The sequence below is a fragment of the Alteromonas lipotrueae genome (genome assembly GCF_019249215.1).
GTDB lineage: Bacteria > Pseudomonadota > Gammaproteobacteria > Enterobacterales > Alteromonadaceae > Alteromonas > Alteromonas lipotrueae.
Window position 1 is genome coordinate 185,948 of the sequence record NZ_JAESDI010000006.1, and the last position, 14,195, is coordinate 200,142.

The 14,195-nt window shown below is 43.4% G+C and carries 12 protein-coding genes; 5 read left to right on the forward strand and 7 right to left on the reverse strand.

Features of this window, described 5'->3' with window-relative positions:
* Positions 1-61 precede the first annotated feature (61 nt).
* Positions 62-1,084, forward strand: coding sequence for an alpha/beta hydrolase (locus JKP82_RS08665; protein WP_218396676.1), 1,023 nt, complete (start codon positions 62-64; stop codon positions 1,082-1,084).
* 56 nt (positions 1,085-1,140) lie between these two features.
* Here the strand turns inward: JKP82_RS08665 and JKP82_RS08670 are convergent, their stop codons facing one another.
* Positions 1,141-2,949 (reverse strand): putative bifunctional diguanylate cyclase/phosphodiesterase, encoded by a 1,809-nt coding sequence (locus JKP82_RS08670; RefSeq protein ID WP_220099891.1) that lies wholly within the window; start codon positions 2,947-2,949, stop codon positions 1,141-1,143.
* Between the two features lie 475 nt (positions 2,950-3,424).
* Here JKP82_RS08670 and JKP82_RS08675 point away from each other — a divergent pair, with 475 nt between their 5' ends.
* Positions 3,425-3,610, forward strand: a complete 186-nt coding sequence (locus JKP82_RS08675; RefSeq protein ID WP_246604338.1) for a substrate-binding domain-containing protein — start codon at positions 3,425-3,427, stop codon at positions 3,608-3,610.
* Between the two features lie 122 nt (positions 3,611-3,732).
* On the opposite strand, the gene JKP82_RS08680 is transcribed toward JKP82_RS08675, so the two are convergent.
* Entirely contained in the window at positions 3,733-4,110 is a 378-nt protein-coding gene (locus JKP82_RS08680) for a type 2 periplasmic-binding domain-containing protein (RefSeq protein ID WP_159534591.1), read from the reverse strand.
* A 578-nt stretch (positions 4,111-4,688) separates the two neighbouring features.
* Here JKP82_RS08680 and JKP82_RS20825 point away from each other — a divergent pair.
* Positions 4,689-4,940: a hypothetical protein gene (locus JKP82_RS20825; protein WP_159531693.1), complete on the forward strand. Its 252-nt coding sequence runs from the start codon at positions 4,689-4,691 to the stop codon at positions 4,938-4,940.
* 11 nt (positions 4,941-4,951) lie between these two features.
* Here the strand turns inward: JKP82_RS20825 and JKP82_RS08685 are convergent, their stop codons facing one another.
* The 3 genes from JKP82_RS08685 to JKP82_RS08695 are packed head-to-tail and all read right to left on the reverse strand — an operon-like array spanning position 4,952 to position 8,976.
* Complete coding sequence (locus tag JKP82_RS08685; RefSeq protein WP_159531691.1) at positions 4,952-5,992, reverse strand: HlyD family secretion protein; 1,041 nt, start codon at positions 5,990-5,992, stop codon at positions 4,952-4,954.
* A 25-nt stretch (positions 5,993-6,017) separates the two neighbouring features.
* Entirely contained in the window at positions 6,018-7,517 is a 1,500-nt protein-coding gene (locus JKP82_RS08690; protein WP_218396678.1) for an MFS transporter, read from the reverse strand.
* Positions 7,510-8,976 carry an efflux transporter outer membrane subunit gene (locus JKP82_RS08695; RefSeq protein WP_218396680.1) on the reverse strand — a complete coding sequence of 489 codons (1,467 nt, stop codon included), beginning with the start codon at positions 8,974-8,976 and terminating at the stop codon, positions 7,510-7,512. Before JKP82_RS08695 ends, JKP82_RS08690 begins: the two co-directional genes overlap by 8 nt.
* A gap of 262 nt (positions 8,977-9,238) precedes the next feature.
* Here JKP82_RS08695 and JKP82_RS08700 point away from each other — a divergent pair, with 262 nt between their 5' ends.
* Complete coding sequence (locus JKP82_RS08700) at positions 9,239-9,892, forward strand: TetR/AcrR family transcriptional regulator (protein WP_218396682.1); 654 nt, start codon at positions 9,239-9,241, stop codon at positions 9,890-9,892.
* Positions 9,893-9,980: 88 nt separating this feature from the next.
* Here JKP82_RS08700 and JKP82_RS08705 read toward each other — a convergent pair whose 3' ends face one another.
* The gene (locus tag JKP82_RS08705) at positions 9,981-10,223 is read right to left on the reverse strand and encodes an HP1242/YdcH family protein (protein ID WP_159531683.1); all 243 of its coding nucleotides are present in this window, start codon (positions 10,221-10,223) and stop codon (positions 9,981-9,983) included.
* Positions 10,224-10,268: 45 nt separating this feature from the next.
* Positions 10,269-11,114 carry an enoyl-CoA hydratase/isomerase family protein gene (locus JKP82_RS08710; RefSeq protein WP_218396684.1) on the reverse strand — a complete coding sequence of 282 codons (846 nt, stop codon included), beginning with the start codon at positions 11,112-11,114 and terminating at the stop codon, positions 10,269-10,271.
* 376 nt (positions 11,115-11,490) lie between these two features.
* On the opposite strand from JKP82_RS08710, the gene JKP82_RS08715 reads away from it, so the two are divergent.
* The gene (locus JKP82_RS08715) at positions 11,491-14,061 is read left to right on the forward strand and encodes a M1 family metallopeptidase (protein ID WP_218396686.1); all 2,571 of its coding nucleotides are present in this window, start codon (positions 11,491-11,493) and stop codon (positions 14,059-14,061) included.
* Positions 14,062-14,195: the final 134 nt, after the last annotated feature.

Sequence of the window (14,195 nt, forward strand, 5' to 3'; positions counted from 1 at the left end):
AAGCACCAGAACTAGACACCAAAGCCAAGCCATAGAATAAGTCACAGCAATAAGGATAATAATGGTTCGACATAAAAGCGTTAAATCACACCATGTAAGAAGAAGGCTTAATGTAAGTTTGCGCCTTGGAGCTGGGGCATTAAATACAGTGCTAACTAATTCGGTGCGATTGAGTGAATGGTTATTAAGCCTATTACTATTAAGTACAGCGACCGCTGTATACGCTGATGTCGATATAAGTAGCCAAGGCGAAAGCAATATTGCAACCTTAAGCCAAAACGTAACCTTAAGCCAAAACGTAACCTTGAGCTCGGGTGCCAATGGGGTACTGGACAAGCCTGGCTGCACCGTTAAAAACGATTCAAATGTTAATGTAAAAGGCGCAGTGCTGTTAATTCACGGTTGGGCAGGGCAAAAAGACGAAGTAGGCGACTTATATAAAGATTTGGCTCATCAGTTAAGTACGCATTGCATAGCCTCTGTTAGATTTGATGTTCGAGGTGAAGCTGAGCGTGAAGCAAGTAACTATACGTTGTCGAGTACCTTTAAAAGCCGCGTAGAAGATGCTCAGGCTGGGCTAGATTACTTGCAAGCGCAATACCCTAGTACACGACTGGTAGTGGTAGGGTTTAGTTTAGGGGGCGCGACAGCTATGGAGTTGGTCAGTACGCACCCTAAAGTTTTCGATGGTATGGTGTTATGGTCCACAGCGCTAAACCCAAATGAAATAGTCACGAATGCGCAGAACTATAAAGAAGTTCGACAAGCGTTAGAAGAGGGGCAGAGCACGTTAAAAAGCTGGGTTGATTTGACCCTGACCCGCAAGCACGTAGTGGGAATGTTAGGTTACAACCCTATTCGAAACTTAGGTGATTTTGAAGGGGAGTTATTAGCGATAAGAGGCTCGAACGACTATTTACCTGCCCATGAAAAAGTCATTTTTGAGGCGAGTAATGCGGTTCGTGAAGATGCCTATTACCTAGGTGGCGCCGATCATATATTCAACGTTTATGAGCCTGATACGAGCAAAAAAGAAGAAGTGCTGACTTTATCAGTTAACTGGATCAAGCAGCTACTTAATTAATGAAAGTTGTTTTTCAGACAAAGGCTGAAAACACAGTGCAGGAAAAAGCCGCCATGTTAAGTGTTACGGTTTAACAAAAATTCTATTAACGCGTTTTCAGGCAATGGTGTAGACCAGAAATAACCTTGCCCAATGTCGCAGCCAAGTGACAGGAGCTTTTGCAAGGTTTCTTCATCTTCAATCCCTTCCGCAACCGTCTTCAAGCCTAAACTGGCTGCCATATTGATAATCGCGCCTACCAGAGACTCATCGTGCTCAGAGAAACATAACGGGATAATAAAAGATCTATCTACTTTCAGCTTGGAGGCGTTAAAATTTCGAAGATAACCCAAGTTAGAATAACCAGTTCCAAAGTCATCAATGGCAATGGTAATGCCAAGCTCACTCAGTGACGCGAGCTGCTTTTGTATTTGCTCGGTTTCGTCAATCAATAAGGATTCGGTAAGCTCTAGTTCTAAGGCTTCAGGAGGTAAACTTGCTTCATACAATGCACTTTCTATAGTGCGTTGAATCTGGCCGTCTTTAAATTGCATCACCGATAAATTCACTGCCATGCGTATGTCATGATGACCTTGCTGGCGCAATTTGGCACAAAATTGGGTGGCTTGACGTATTACCCAGCTACCTAGTTCATTAATTAAGCCGCTACCTTCTGCCAAGGGGATGAATAGGTCCGGTGGGATCATACTGCCATCAGGTTGAGGCCAGCGTAATAGTGCTTCTAAGGTGTCAACTTTGCCACTTTTTAAATCTACAATGGGCTGGTAGTGCAGTTCGAATTGCTGTTCACTCAGCGCGGGGCGCAAGAGCTGTAGCATTTTAAACTTGTTTTCGCTGGCTTTGTCTAAGCTCTCATTGTAATGGTGATAGGTATTGCGGCCATCTTGTTTCGCTTTGTACATGGCGATATCGGCTTTACGGCACAACTGCTTAAAATCAGTGCCATCTCTAGGTGCGCTAGCTGTACCTAAAGAGGCTGAAACCGTTACCTGGGTTTGAAATATATCGAAAACAGATGCGCACTGCTCAATCAGAGAATTAGCGAGGGACGTCAATTCATTAGTTTGAGGGGTGATTGGGGCAATAACCAGAAATTCGTCACCGCCGAAGCGGATGAGATATTGTTTTGGCGACAAGATTGCAGTTAGCTGTTGGGTAAGTAGTTTAAGCAATTGATCGCCAGCTGCATGGCCTAAGGCATCGTTAATAGGCTTGAAATTATCTAAATCAATAAACAGAATTGCTAATGACAGCCCATTTTCTTCACACTCGCTTAGCGATAAGTTAAATAGGGTTTCACCATAAAGCCGGTTAGGTAAGTTTGTTAGGCTATCGTGGTGCGCTAAATGCTGAATTTGCGTGCGACTTTGGGCCACTTTTATATTTTCTCGCTGCAGAGATGTCATCAGATTTTTGATATCACGAACTAAAATGTAAACACTAAAACCCGTGACGATAAATATTACTAATGTAAAAATTAAATGCTCCCAGCTAAGCGACGGGATATTGGGGCTAATAACGCCTTGAAGTGATAACCCGACAATCAGAACACATTGCAAAATAACGAAAGAAAGTAGCGTTAAAAACAAGCCTACACCGCCTAAAATAGCAGCGAAAATTATCAGGGTGGGGTAACCCAAAATAGCTAGGTCGAATAACCCTGCACCGGTTGCCGCTAGCGCGAACAACATGGAAGACAATGACACCAGCAGGGTAGAAGCCGAGGCAAGTACTTTATGTTTATAAGCGAATACAAACGCAGCAATTAGGCAGGTAAGGCCGGCGGCAATAATGAAAAAGGTAATGTTTCGAGCCACAGAAAGAGAAGCCACTAGCCCGAGGGCAGACACTCCACAAATTTGCATGAGTCTACGGCGACGTATTTGATTAAACGCGTCTTTATCTATGGTTAACGCAGAGTTAGAAATTGTGAGCTCTTTCTAGTGACTAAAGGCCTTGGGATATGTATTTATAATAGCTCACTTTTCCGGTGAGGTAGATTAATTCCAGCGCTTGTATTAATACCTTGAGCTGCCTCCCGATACTTATGCACAACGTCGGAATGTGCTATAGATGGTGTTAAACCATTTCTTGCTCATTTACTCACTCTCTCTCAGTTCAATATATTAGCCACTTCTTTTGACACTTTTTCATACTCAATTGATTCGATAAAGCCTATCGAGAACGTTTTAGGCGTATTCAGAAACTTGTTTTTTCCTTTTCCGACCGAAACCGAGCACCGTCATATTGCCCTTACTACCGAACTTTTAGCGCACTTAAAACCAAGAAGGGGTGAGTGTTCCTGACGAGGTTCCTTTGTGAGGTTTTGATGATATTCCCATGACAGCGTTTTTTAAAGTACCTGTTACGGTAGTAAAGCAAGAGCCTTACATTATAGGAAAAGAAGCTGCACAACTGCTTCTTGAATTGATAGAAGATAAAGACAAGCATTCACAAAAAATTATGATTTCCTGCTCAGTAACGCAAAGAGACTCTTGCGCTAGCCCGAAGAGAAAAGGGGGGTAGTAAACGCGAGAGGAATAGGTGAATTTTGCTGTGGGGCGTAGGGTTTACTTGATACTTAATGGCAAATAAAAAAAGCGCTTTCAATATGATTAAAAGCGCTCTTGTTGCAAAATTTTATCTAGTTAGAAGCTACCGACTACGGTGACAGAGTCATTCGCTAAACTCTCATCCACAAAGCCAATAGTGTTTGGATTATCAGCAACAAGTTGCAGCATTTCTTCTTGTGTAGATACCTCTTCCGGGGGCGTTCCTTGGCCAGTAAAAACTAATTTAGACCAAAACGCAGAGTATTGGCTCTCTGATTTACCTAGCACGCCAGTATTAAAGGCACCACGAACGTCATTACCTTGTTCAAATGTTAAAGGAAGTGCTTTGCTTCCGTCAGGAAATGCTTTCATTTTGCCAAGATAGATTCTTTTGACGGATTCGGCATCAATACCCGAACTATTTTTTGCACTAACGATAATTACGTTTGCTGCACTTACAGGAAGTGCACACATTAAACTAAGTAATAGGACCGCTTTCGCTTTCATTTTCATTATTCCTTAAAATACTAAATCTAAAGATACTGCTATTGCAGGGGGCGATTGCTCTATCGTAAGGCGTTAGTCGATAGCGCCGTTGCGTCTGTGTCGTCGAATCCAGCATGTATCCTGCTAGGCGCGATAATTACGTATTAATTCTTCGAACTTAGAATAGTATAAGTTCAGTATATTAGCAGTGAAAGCTTATGCAAAATGTTAAATCCTCCATACTGAACGTTAATGTGCCTACTTTTACCTTTTACCTTTAAAAAATAAACAAAGATGCAGACTTCCACTACGACATACCCAGAATAAATACCTAAAACCGAATACCTCACATAATTACCTGAGTGTTATTATGGAGATATGAGCCTTAATACCATAATAGGTGAAGTTTTCGGGAACTTCCATTAATGACAAGCTAAGCGTGTGCCCAATAGGTTTATGGATTGGTGTATTATCAATATAGCGTATGTGGAAAGGATGCTTGTTGTTGCCACAGATGTTTAAATTTAGCATCGCCAGGAACGAGTTGATTCATAAAGTGGGCAGATATGGCAAAACCAAACAAAAAGGGGCCAGTTCGAACAGTGCAAATAGCCTGCGCGAAATGTAAAACCCCCATTTTTAAATACCGTAAAGGTGGTAAAGGAGCATTAGTAAAGTGTTTTAAGGAGCGTATTGTTGAAAACTATACCACCACACCTTGCCAATGCCCGGGCTGCGAGCAGTCTTTTGCTCGAGAAGCTCTCGTGCGGGGCGCTCCTGCTTATAAAATAATTGGCGGCAAAGTGACTATGAAATAGTAAAACTCGCGTTATTTGCCAACGCTAGTTTCTATGGTTGTAACTACCGACATGCCCACCCGTAAATCTTCAATATGTTCTTGTGTCCCGTCTAAACCAATGCGTATGGGGAGGCGCTGAACAATCTTTGTGAAATTTCCTGTCGCATTGTGTGGGGCAACTGCAGAATAACTGACATTACTTGCTGGTCCTAAGCTGGCTACCTTACCCTTCAGGGTGATACCCGGTAAGGCATCGACTTCAACGTTTACGGTTTGGCCCGCTTTAATATGTGCCAATTGCGTTTCTCGGTAGTTTGCCGTGATATATAAAGTATTACTAGGGACGACTACCATCAAAGGTTCCCCTGTATTTATGTACTCACCAACCCGCGCTAGTTTCTTCCCAATGATACCGTCTATAGGGGCATAAAACTTTGTGTAGGACAGTTTAAGCGTTTGAGTGTCAAGGTTTGCTTCGGCAAGTTCAAGCGCAGCTCTGGCTGCATCCAAACTTGCTTTAAGTACCTGGGTTTGCTGCTGTGTAAAGGTTAGTTCTGCTTTACTTTTCGCTACGTTAGCCTGAGCAATAGTAAGTTGAGCATCCGCTTGTTGTAGTGCTTGCTTACTACCTGAACCATCTTGGGCGAGGTTGCTGAAACGAGTTTGATTCGCTTTTGCTAAGGCGAGCGCGGCTTTACTCGCTTTATACGTTGCCTCTGCTTGTTCAATCTTTGTGTGTTGTTGAGATAATTTCGCTTTAATACTCGCGAGGTTCGCATTAGCACTATGGGCTTTCGCTTTGCTAGCGGCAACGGCAAGCTTAACGTCATCATCTTCAATTAAAACCATTAGGTCACCTTGTTTGACCTGCTGGTGTTCCTCGACTAAAACGGCTTTAACCGTACCTGATAACTTTGCTCCCACCGAACTGAAGTCGGCTTCTATGTAAGCGTCGTTTGTGGTTTGGAAGGCGCTGTTAGATTCTGGTTCATTTAAATAAACTACAGTGCCCACTGCTAAGACGACAAGTACGCTAGCGATAGTCAATTTGATAGGGCGGGGTAATGCCATAATTTGTTATCCTTGCTAAAAATGATTAATTGGTTACAGGTGAGCTGGGCGCTGGCACGTGAGTCATACTGAGCACGATGGGGATCAGCAGGCATGCAAGCACACCAAATAGACGGTAAATATCGGCTATTGATAGAGTAAGCGATTGCTGAGCGAAAACGTGTGACAACTCTGCAGGGTTCAGTATGGGTAAATATGAACTTGATGTTGACGCGTGCCCGATAAGCGTATCTGTATGCAAACTGCCGCGCTGCGTCAAAAGGTGGCCTACTAATGCGCCGCCTAACAATGTTCCTAATACCCGCAACGTATTGATAATACCTGAGAAGTAAGGGCCTTCGTGTGGTTGAACCACGCTTGTCATCAGAAACAGCATAGACACCACCGCCATAGGTTGCCCAATGGCTTGCAAAACTTGCGTTACTAAAAATTGATCACGGTTCCAGCTGCTGGTAATACCGGCACCTATGAAACACGCGATACCAATAGTTAATAAACCTATGGCGAACACAACACGTGCATCAACCCACTTTTTATATAGCAGTATGGCTACCACAGAACCCAACACTAGCTGAGGCAGGGCGATGATCAGTGCAAGTTGAGACGATTGGAGTACTCGATAATCTTGTACTGCAGTTAAAAAGTTCATGGGTAGTACCGTCGCTGACATGAACACAATTAGTATTAGAGTAAAGATGAGCGATCCTAACCCTAAATTTCTGCGTCCGAGTAGTCGCAAACTTATAAAGGGAGTAGGGTGGTACCACTCAGTAATAAGATAAAGAGCGAGCAAAGCGCCCCCATTTATTGATGCTAGGGTGATTAAGGTGGAATTGAACCAGTCTAAACGTTCCCCTTGTGTAAGAGCGATAGTTAGCAGCGCCATGCCAATTACGCCTAAGCCCATGCCTAGCCAATTCCCTTCTTTAAATCGCGCATACTTGGTGGCTTCCTTCGGTGCCCCCCAACGTACCAACGCAATAGCCACAAAACACAGCGGGATAACTTGCCAATATATAAGGCGCCAATTGTTTACCTCATCAGTCCATTGTCCGGTTAACCAAATAGCAATATTAGGCGAAAATGTCGCTGTCATGGCGTATAGCGCTAGCCCATGCAAACGTATATGCAGCGGCAATGCTTTTAACGCCATCATCATCAATAGTGGAACAAGAGCCCCACTGGCTACGCCTTGAACGAACCTGAGCGCGATAACCAGTGATAAGTCATTGACGAAGGGCAAGGTAAGCGCAATCAATGCGATAATTATCACCATGTAGGTGTGAAAACGACGAACCGAAAAGGTAATGGCAAACCATGTCGCAAAGGGGGTAATGAGTATTTCCCCTGCTAAATAGCTGGTGGTTATCCATGAGCCACCATCTACCCCAAAGCCAAGCGCGCCACGCACGTCCACTAATCCCAAGGTGCCAACTCTGTTGTTAAGACCTGCCATCATCGCACTGATAAATATACCAAGTAACGCTGCTAGAATTTTGGTGGGTGGTAAAGCAGGTTTACTCATCGCTCACCTCTATTGCGTTCCAGCCGCCGCCCAACGATTTATATAAAGACACCAAGCTTAAGCTTGTACTGGTCACACTTTCGCTCAGTGCAAGTTGGCTATCGAGCAAATTGCGCTGTGCGGTTAATACATCAAGATAGTTTCCCGCTCCTTGTTCAAAACGGCGTTCTGCAAAGTGAAGCGCCTGTTGATAGCCATGGTAGGCTTTTTCAAGGGCATCATGATGGCTTCGCATAGACGCAAGTCCATCGAGGGCATTGTCTACTTCGTGCCACGCATTTAGTACGGTTTTTCGGTAAGTGATAGCCGCACTTTTTTGAGCTTCTTCGGTTAGTTCTAAGCGTTTTTCGAGCTTCCCACCTTGGAAAATAGGTAAGTAAATAGCTGGGCCCATACTAAAAAAACTGGCATCCCATGTGGCTAAGTCGCCACTTTCAAATGACTCGAACCCCGTGCGGCCAACTAAGGTAATGCGCGGATAGAAGTTAGCTTGTGCCACCCCAATATCAGCAGTGGCTTTATGAAGCCTAGCTTGGGCAGAGAGCACATCAGGGCGTTGTTGCGCTAACTCACTGGGTATGCCAATGGGAATGGTATTAGGTAGCGAAGGTTGGGGCATGGCATCAATAAGCAGTGCATCGAGTGCGTGCGGCGATTCACCAAGCAAGATAGCAATACTGTTCATTTGCGCATTTCTTTTTGCAATAATTCTGGGGATTTGCGCTTCCACCGTGGCTAGCTGAGCCTCTGCCATCGACATATCATAGCGCGTAGCAAAACCATTGTTAGCTTGGTTACTAACCAGTTTTAGTTTTTGCGCTGCAATAGCTTTATTGTGTTGCACAATCTGTAATTGGCTTTGCGTACCTCTAAGTTGTAGATATTGGTGGGCAACTTCGGCCATCAAGCTAACCTTAAAGGCTTCTCGGTCTAGAAGCGTTGCCTTTAACTCAGCCATAGCACCTTCTTCGGCACGCTTGATATGACCCCACAAGTCGATTTCCCAGCTTGCATCGAAGCCTGTTTGCCAGTAGTTGTTTCCACTGTCTTTAGCGCCAAGCGCTGCAAATTTACTCTTGTCACTAATATCTTCACGGGTGTAGTCACCAAAAAAAGATACTTGGGGGAGTTTATTGGCTTTGGTTATTCCTAAGCGTGCTCGGCTTTGCTCAATGCGACTCGCGGTAAGTTGTAAATCCAGATTGGCGTGTTCAGCTCGCGCGGCAAGTTCAGTCAGGATAGGGTCATTAAATTGCGACCACCATGAAGCGGAAATCATGGTATTAGAGACATTATATTGCTGAACGTAGTCTCTATTATTCTCTATATCCGTTATTGAATAAGCTTCTTTAGGAATAGTAAAGGTTGGACCTACTGTGCAACCAGCAAGAAGCGCAATGCCTACAGAAAGAGTCAGACTTTTAAGCCTAAGGGCTGTTTTGAAGTAGTGGGTGCGCATAGCAATAGAATCTCTTGGTGTTGGTTATTACAAATCATAAAATCGAACCGAACTTATCGGTACAGTTTAAAGTCGAAAGAAAATCAACTCACTATTTAATAGTGAATCGATTTTCAGGGAATTCGTGGTCTTTTAGACTTAGTGTTATTAATTCTCAGAAAAATTTTTGGGAAGAGAATAATATTGAACTGTACCGCTCAGTTCGGTACTATAAGGTTGAATTGAAGAATTGTCAATAACGCTTAGGGTTGGGTAGTGCACAATGACGATAGCAAATGAACAAGAAAACGTAGCGCAAGCGCTTGGTAAGACACTAGGGGCAAAGGCCATCACGGTTTTACAGGCGGCAAGAAAGGTATTTTTAGCCCATGGATTTTCTAATGCTACAACTGACATGATTCAGCGAGAAGCGGGAGTATCTAAGTCTACGGTTTATGCGCATTTTGCCAACAAAGAAACCCTTTTCAGTGCGGTTGTACAGACCGAATGCTTTTCCACCTCGACTAGTATGCGTACCATTCGATATAAACCCGGACAGTTACGCGACGTGTTACGCAAGGTCGCTAACGTGTACTTGAATGTTGTTCTATCTAAATCAGGGGCAGCATTAGCGCGTATGGTCATTGCAGAGGTAGAGCGCTTTCCGAATTTAGGTAAAATTTTCTATGAATCTGGCCCGCGGGCGAGCATTAAGGTTGTCGCAAATATTATTGTTTCAGCGAATGAAGCAGGTGATCTAGAGCTCGGGTCATTAACGAGTGAAGAAGCGGCGAGAATATTTATTGGTTCAGTGAGAAGTGAGTTACAACTCTATTATTTAACTCACCCAGATGATATGCCTACAAAAGCACAAAAAGAGCAGTGGATCACGTTAATTGTCGATACCTTCACGCGAGCTTACGGTAAGAGCGCTTAGTGTAAAACGAACATTCATACCCCCTGTTGTACTAAGTAATACGTGCAACAGAGGGCGTAAGAAATTACCTATTAAATCTGCTTATTATTTACGTTGCCGCTTGTAACTTGTTGTACAGCGTATCTTTGAGTACTGCGCGGTCATGCTTCATTTGATGCAGTGTTTCGTCGCTGGTTGGACCGCCTTTTAGCTCAAGCTTGCGGATTTCTTCATCTAACGCGTTGTATTGTTTGGTCTCGCTGGCAAACGTACTGTCGCTTTCTACAAGTTTTTCAATAACGGCTTTGTATTCTGGAAAGTCAGATTGTAACGAGTGGTTTTCACCTAACATAATATGCTCCTAAAATTTTTGTTCACTAAAATGTTTCAAGTAGTGTTAGTTAATATCTTGTACGGCTACAACGAGATCATTCCAATTACGTTGATTTTCCATGTCGTATTCCATGCCTTTAATGTCGGCTTCGTTAAATCGTTTAACGGCAGGGGTTTTACTGGTTGCTTGATAGAGCCAGTAAGCTTCTGCACGTAACGCTTCATCTATAGGTTTATCGATAGACTCATAAACGGCTTGTTTACAGGCATTAATCGATTCTGCGGGAAACAGCGCAATGCGTTTAGCAAGGGCGTCTACATATGGGCCTATTTCATCGGGCTCCAGCGCTTTATTAATGGTGCCGTAAGCTTCGGCTTCATCGGCGCTAAAATCACGGGCACTTAAAATTATTTCTAGAGCACGGCCAAGGCCTGTTTGACGAGCCATCCGAGATGCGCCACCACCACAAGGTAATATTCCCATGCCTACTTCCATTTGCATGAACTTGTATTTGCCGCGAGCGGCGAAACGCATATCGCAAGCTAAGGCAAATTCATGACCACCACCTCGGGCAAACCCTTCAAGTTTCGCGATTGTGGCCTGTGGCAATTTGCTGATACGTTCTAATACCACTTGAAGGTCGAGCAATTTCACATCGCTGCGAGCTACCGCTTCGGTAGACATATCTTTTAGAAGGTTAGTGTCATAGTGACAAACCCAAATTTCCGGATTAGCTGATTGGAACACCACAACCTTGACGGTGCGATCGCGCTCAAGTCGCATAGCAAGACCCATTAGGTCTTCTAGCATTTCTTGGCCCTGAACATTAACGGGGCCGAAATCGAAAGTGACGGTAAGTATTGCACCGTCTTGCTTTGCGGTAAAAGTGGTATAGCCGTTATACGCCATGATAGTTTCCTCTGATTGCTTAATTGTTAAGTCATTCTATAGATGTGTTTAACTTTCCATTAAAAGACTAGCAGTGATTGGGTGGCTAAATAATCGGTAAAACCGTGAATACAGTTTATGTATTTTGTTGAAGATAGGATTTGTGCTGCGAATGTCATCACTGCGTGTTTGAGGTGAAAGGAAGGCGGGGAAAGTTGGTAGTAAGATGGAGGAACTCTCTGTTGTAACGGACATTTTTCGTAACAATTTCAAGTTTGATTTGCGACCGCCTACGTTGCGTACCGTGACAAACCTGATTATGCTCCCTCGCGATTATACTTGGGGCAATGCTCCGGCTTCAGGGACTCAGTTCCCTCTCTACATGGAATTATAAGATATGAGACGAATCATAACGTTGTTCAGTTGTGTTTTGGCGCTGCTAACAACACAAGCGATAGCAAAAGATGTGGAATACCGTTTACCCTCTTCCGTTACGCCAACCTTTCAAGATATTCATTTACACCTTGATCCCGATGCACCAGATTACTCTGGTTCTACTCGCATAAACCTTACGGTTAATTCAACCACTAAAAAAGTAGGCTTTTATCAGCAAGATCTTGTCGTCACTCATGCCGAGCTTATTCAAAACGAGCGCGTAATAGCACTTAATGTTGAAGAAGGCGAGTACAACATGAATTGGGGTATGGCTGATGCTAACATTGCACCAGGTAAATACACGCTAGTCATCAACTTCGAAGGTAAGGTAAATACTTCATCTGATGGGATGTATTTATCTCGTTTTGAAGAGACAAACTACCTATTTACGCAGTTTGAAGATATGCATGCACGTAAAGCCTTTCCTAGCTTCGACGAACCTGCATTTAAAATAGCGTATCAAATGACAATTACAGCCCCTGAAAAACAAGTTGTTGTGTCGAATACGCCCGTGGAAACTCGAGAAGTTAGCGAAGGCATGCAAACGGTTAAGTTTGAAAAAACCAAACCTATGCCAACCTACTTAATTGCTTACACCGTAGGGCCGTTCGATAGCGCAGAATTAAAAGGCTTGTCGGTACCTGGTAAAATCTACGTGCCTAAAGGCTATGCAGATAAAACAAAATTTGTGGTGAAACATACCCCTGAAATTTTAGCCACGCTAGAAGATTTCTTTGCTATTAAATACCCTTACAAAAAACTCGATTTTGTTGCAGTGCCTAACTTCACGCACGGTGCGATGGAAAACGTAGGGCTAATTACTTATCGCGACAGCTTATTGTTATTAGAAGACGAGCCGGGTTTAACGGAACGCAAAGGCCCGCTTAACGTTATTGCACATGAATTGGCACACCAATGGTTTGGTAACTTAGTTACCATGGCGTGGTGGGACGATTTGTGGCTAAACGAAGCGTTTGCCTCGTGGGCTGCCAGCTATACCATGATGGAGCTGTACCCAGAGCTTAATTTTGCCGATCGTATCGTGCAAGAATCTGCGTTCGGTGCCGACGCAAGCCCTACCGTTAAACCGGTTAAGAAAGTGGTTCGTACTCAGCCAGATGTAATGGATGGCTTGGGACTTAATTACTCAAAAGGCGAGTCTATTTTGCAAATGATAGAGTCGCTAATTGGTACTGAAAAGTTCCGTGAAGGTGTACGTAACTATATGAACACCCATGCGTGGGGCAATACGGTTGCTGACGATTTATGGGCTGCCCTTGATGGTGTTTCAGATATTAATCTAAGTGCCATGATGAAAGCCTACTTAGAACAACCTGCTTACCCACTTATTAGTATTAACGATAACGGCACTATCACCCAAGAGCGCTTTCATTATGCGGGCGCTAGCGTAGAAGCTCAAACATGGGCTGTTCCACTCAAACTTACTTATAAAGTAAACGGAAAAGTGAAGCAGGAAGTGGTATTTATCGATAAAGCCAAAACCACATTGCCACAACTTGCCGAAGCAGAATGGGTGTTTCCTAACGATAACGCCACAGGCTATTTTCGTTGGGCCATTTCAGCAAAGCAGATGGGCAAACTTCTAAACGACCTCAATGTACTTAATAACCGCGAAAAGAAAAATGTGTTGTATAACATGCAAGCATTACTTAACGCGGGCAAGGTGAGTATTGATAGCATAATGCCAGTATTAACGGCATTGGCAAAAGACAAGGACCCTGTTGTTAAACGTGCCGCGGTAGGCGTTTTGGGTGAGTTTGACTACTTAATTAACGACGATAATAAAGCAAATTATGCTGCCTTGTTGAATCAAGAGTACTTACCTTTGCTAAACGAACTTACACTAACGCCAAAAAGCGGTGAATCAGAAAGTATAATCAGTCTTCGAAATCAGCTTTATAGTTTGCTTGGAAACAGAGCAAACAACGAAACACTGATAAAAAAGAGTGAATTGATAGCCAAGCAATACATCGAAGATAGCAGTGCAGTTCCTGCGGGTATTGCTGGCACCGCGATAGGTATCACCACGAAGTATACTGAAGATGATCTTTACGATACGTTAGTGGCCGCATTCAAAGAAGCGCAACTACCAAATGTTAAACGCACTTTGCTTTATTCAATGCGCTACACCGATGAAGCTACGGTAAATAAGATGCTAGATTTAGCATTAACCGATGATATTACGCCTGCCAACACGCTTTATATGTTGGTAAGAGTATCGCGTAATCTTGAGCTTAAAACCGTATTGTATAAATGGTTAAACAAAAATTTAGATGCATTGATTGCCAAGATGCCTGATTACCATGTATCTCGTATGCCTGAATTTGTATCTACTACCTGTAGTGCTGAAAACTTAGACATGGCTAAAACATTCTACGAGCCAATCAAAGATGAGCATGAAGGAATGGCGCGTAGTTTCGACATTATGTTGGATGAATCGAACCAGTGTTTGCGTTTAAAAGCGACATACCAAGAAGACTTTAATAAATTCTTAGCCAAATACGGTAAGTGAATATAAGATTTAATTAATGTCTTTATAAATCAACAGCATTACTGTCACTCAACGCAAGAGGCTGCCATTCGGTAGCCTCTTTTTTATTTTCTACTCCAAAATGTCATAAAAGAGGGCGGTAAGCTTCAATTTTG

Excerpts from the sequence above, each read along its gene's own strand:
- JKP82_RS08690 (WP_218396678.1), bottom strand. The coding sequence starts at position 7,517 with ATGAGTAAACCTGCTTTACCACCCACCAAAATTCTAGCAGCGTTACTT.
- JKP82_RS08685 (WP_159531691.1), bottom strand. The coding sequence starts at position 5,992 with ATGGCATTACCCCGCCCTATCAAATTGACTATCGCTAGCGTACTTGTC.
- JKP82_RS08705 (WP_159531683.1), bottom strand. The coding sequence starts at position 10,223 with ATGTTAGGTGAAAACCACTCGTTACAATCTGACTTTCCAGAATACAAA.
- JKP82_RS20825 (WP_159531693.1), top strand. The coding sequence starts at position 4,689 with ATGGCAAAACCAAACAAAAAGGGGCCAGTTCGAACAGTGCAAATAGCC.
- JKP82_RS08665 (WP_218396676.1), top strand. The coding sequence starts at position 62 with ATGGTTCGACATAAAAGCGTTAAATCACACCATGTAAGAAGAAGGCTT.
- JKP82_RS08700 (WP_218396682.1), top strand. The coding sequence starts at position 9,239 with ATGACGATAGCAAATGAACAAGAAAACGTAGCGCAAGCGCTTGGTAAG.
- JKP82_RS08680 (WP_159534591.1), bottom strand. The coding sequence starts at position 4,110 with ATGTGTGCACTTCCTGTAAGTGCAGCAAACGTAATTATCGTTAGTGCA.
- JKP82_RS08710 (WP_218396684.1), bottom strand. The coding sequence starts at position 11,114 with ATGGCGTATAACGGCTATACCACTTTTACCGCAAAGCAAGACGGTGCA.
- JKP82_RS08695 (WP_218396680.1), bottom strand. The coding sequence starts at position 8,976 with ATGCGCACCCACTACTTCAAAACAGCCCTTAGGCTTAAAAGTCTGACT.
- JKP82_RS08715 (WP_218396686.1), top strand. The coding sequence starts at position 11,491 with ATGAGACGAATCATAACGTTGTTCAGTTGTGTTTTGGCGCTGCTAACA.
- JKP82_RS08675 (WP_246604338.1), top strand. The coding sequence starts at position 3,425 with ATGACAGCGTTTTTTAAAGTACCTGTTACGGTAGTAAAGCAAGAGCCT.
- JKP82_RS08670 (WP_220099891.1), bottom strand. The coding sequence starts at position 2,949 with ATGCAAATTTGTGGAGTGTCTGCCCTCGGGCTAGTGGCTTCTCTTTCT.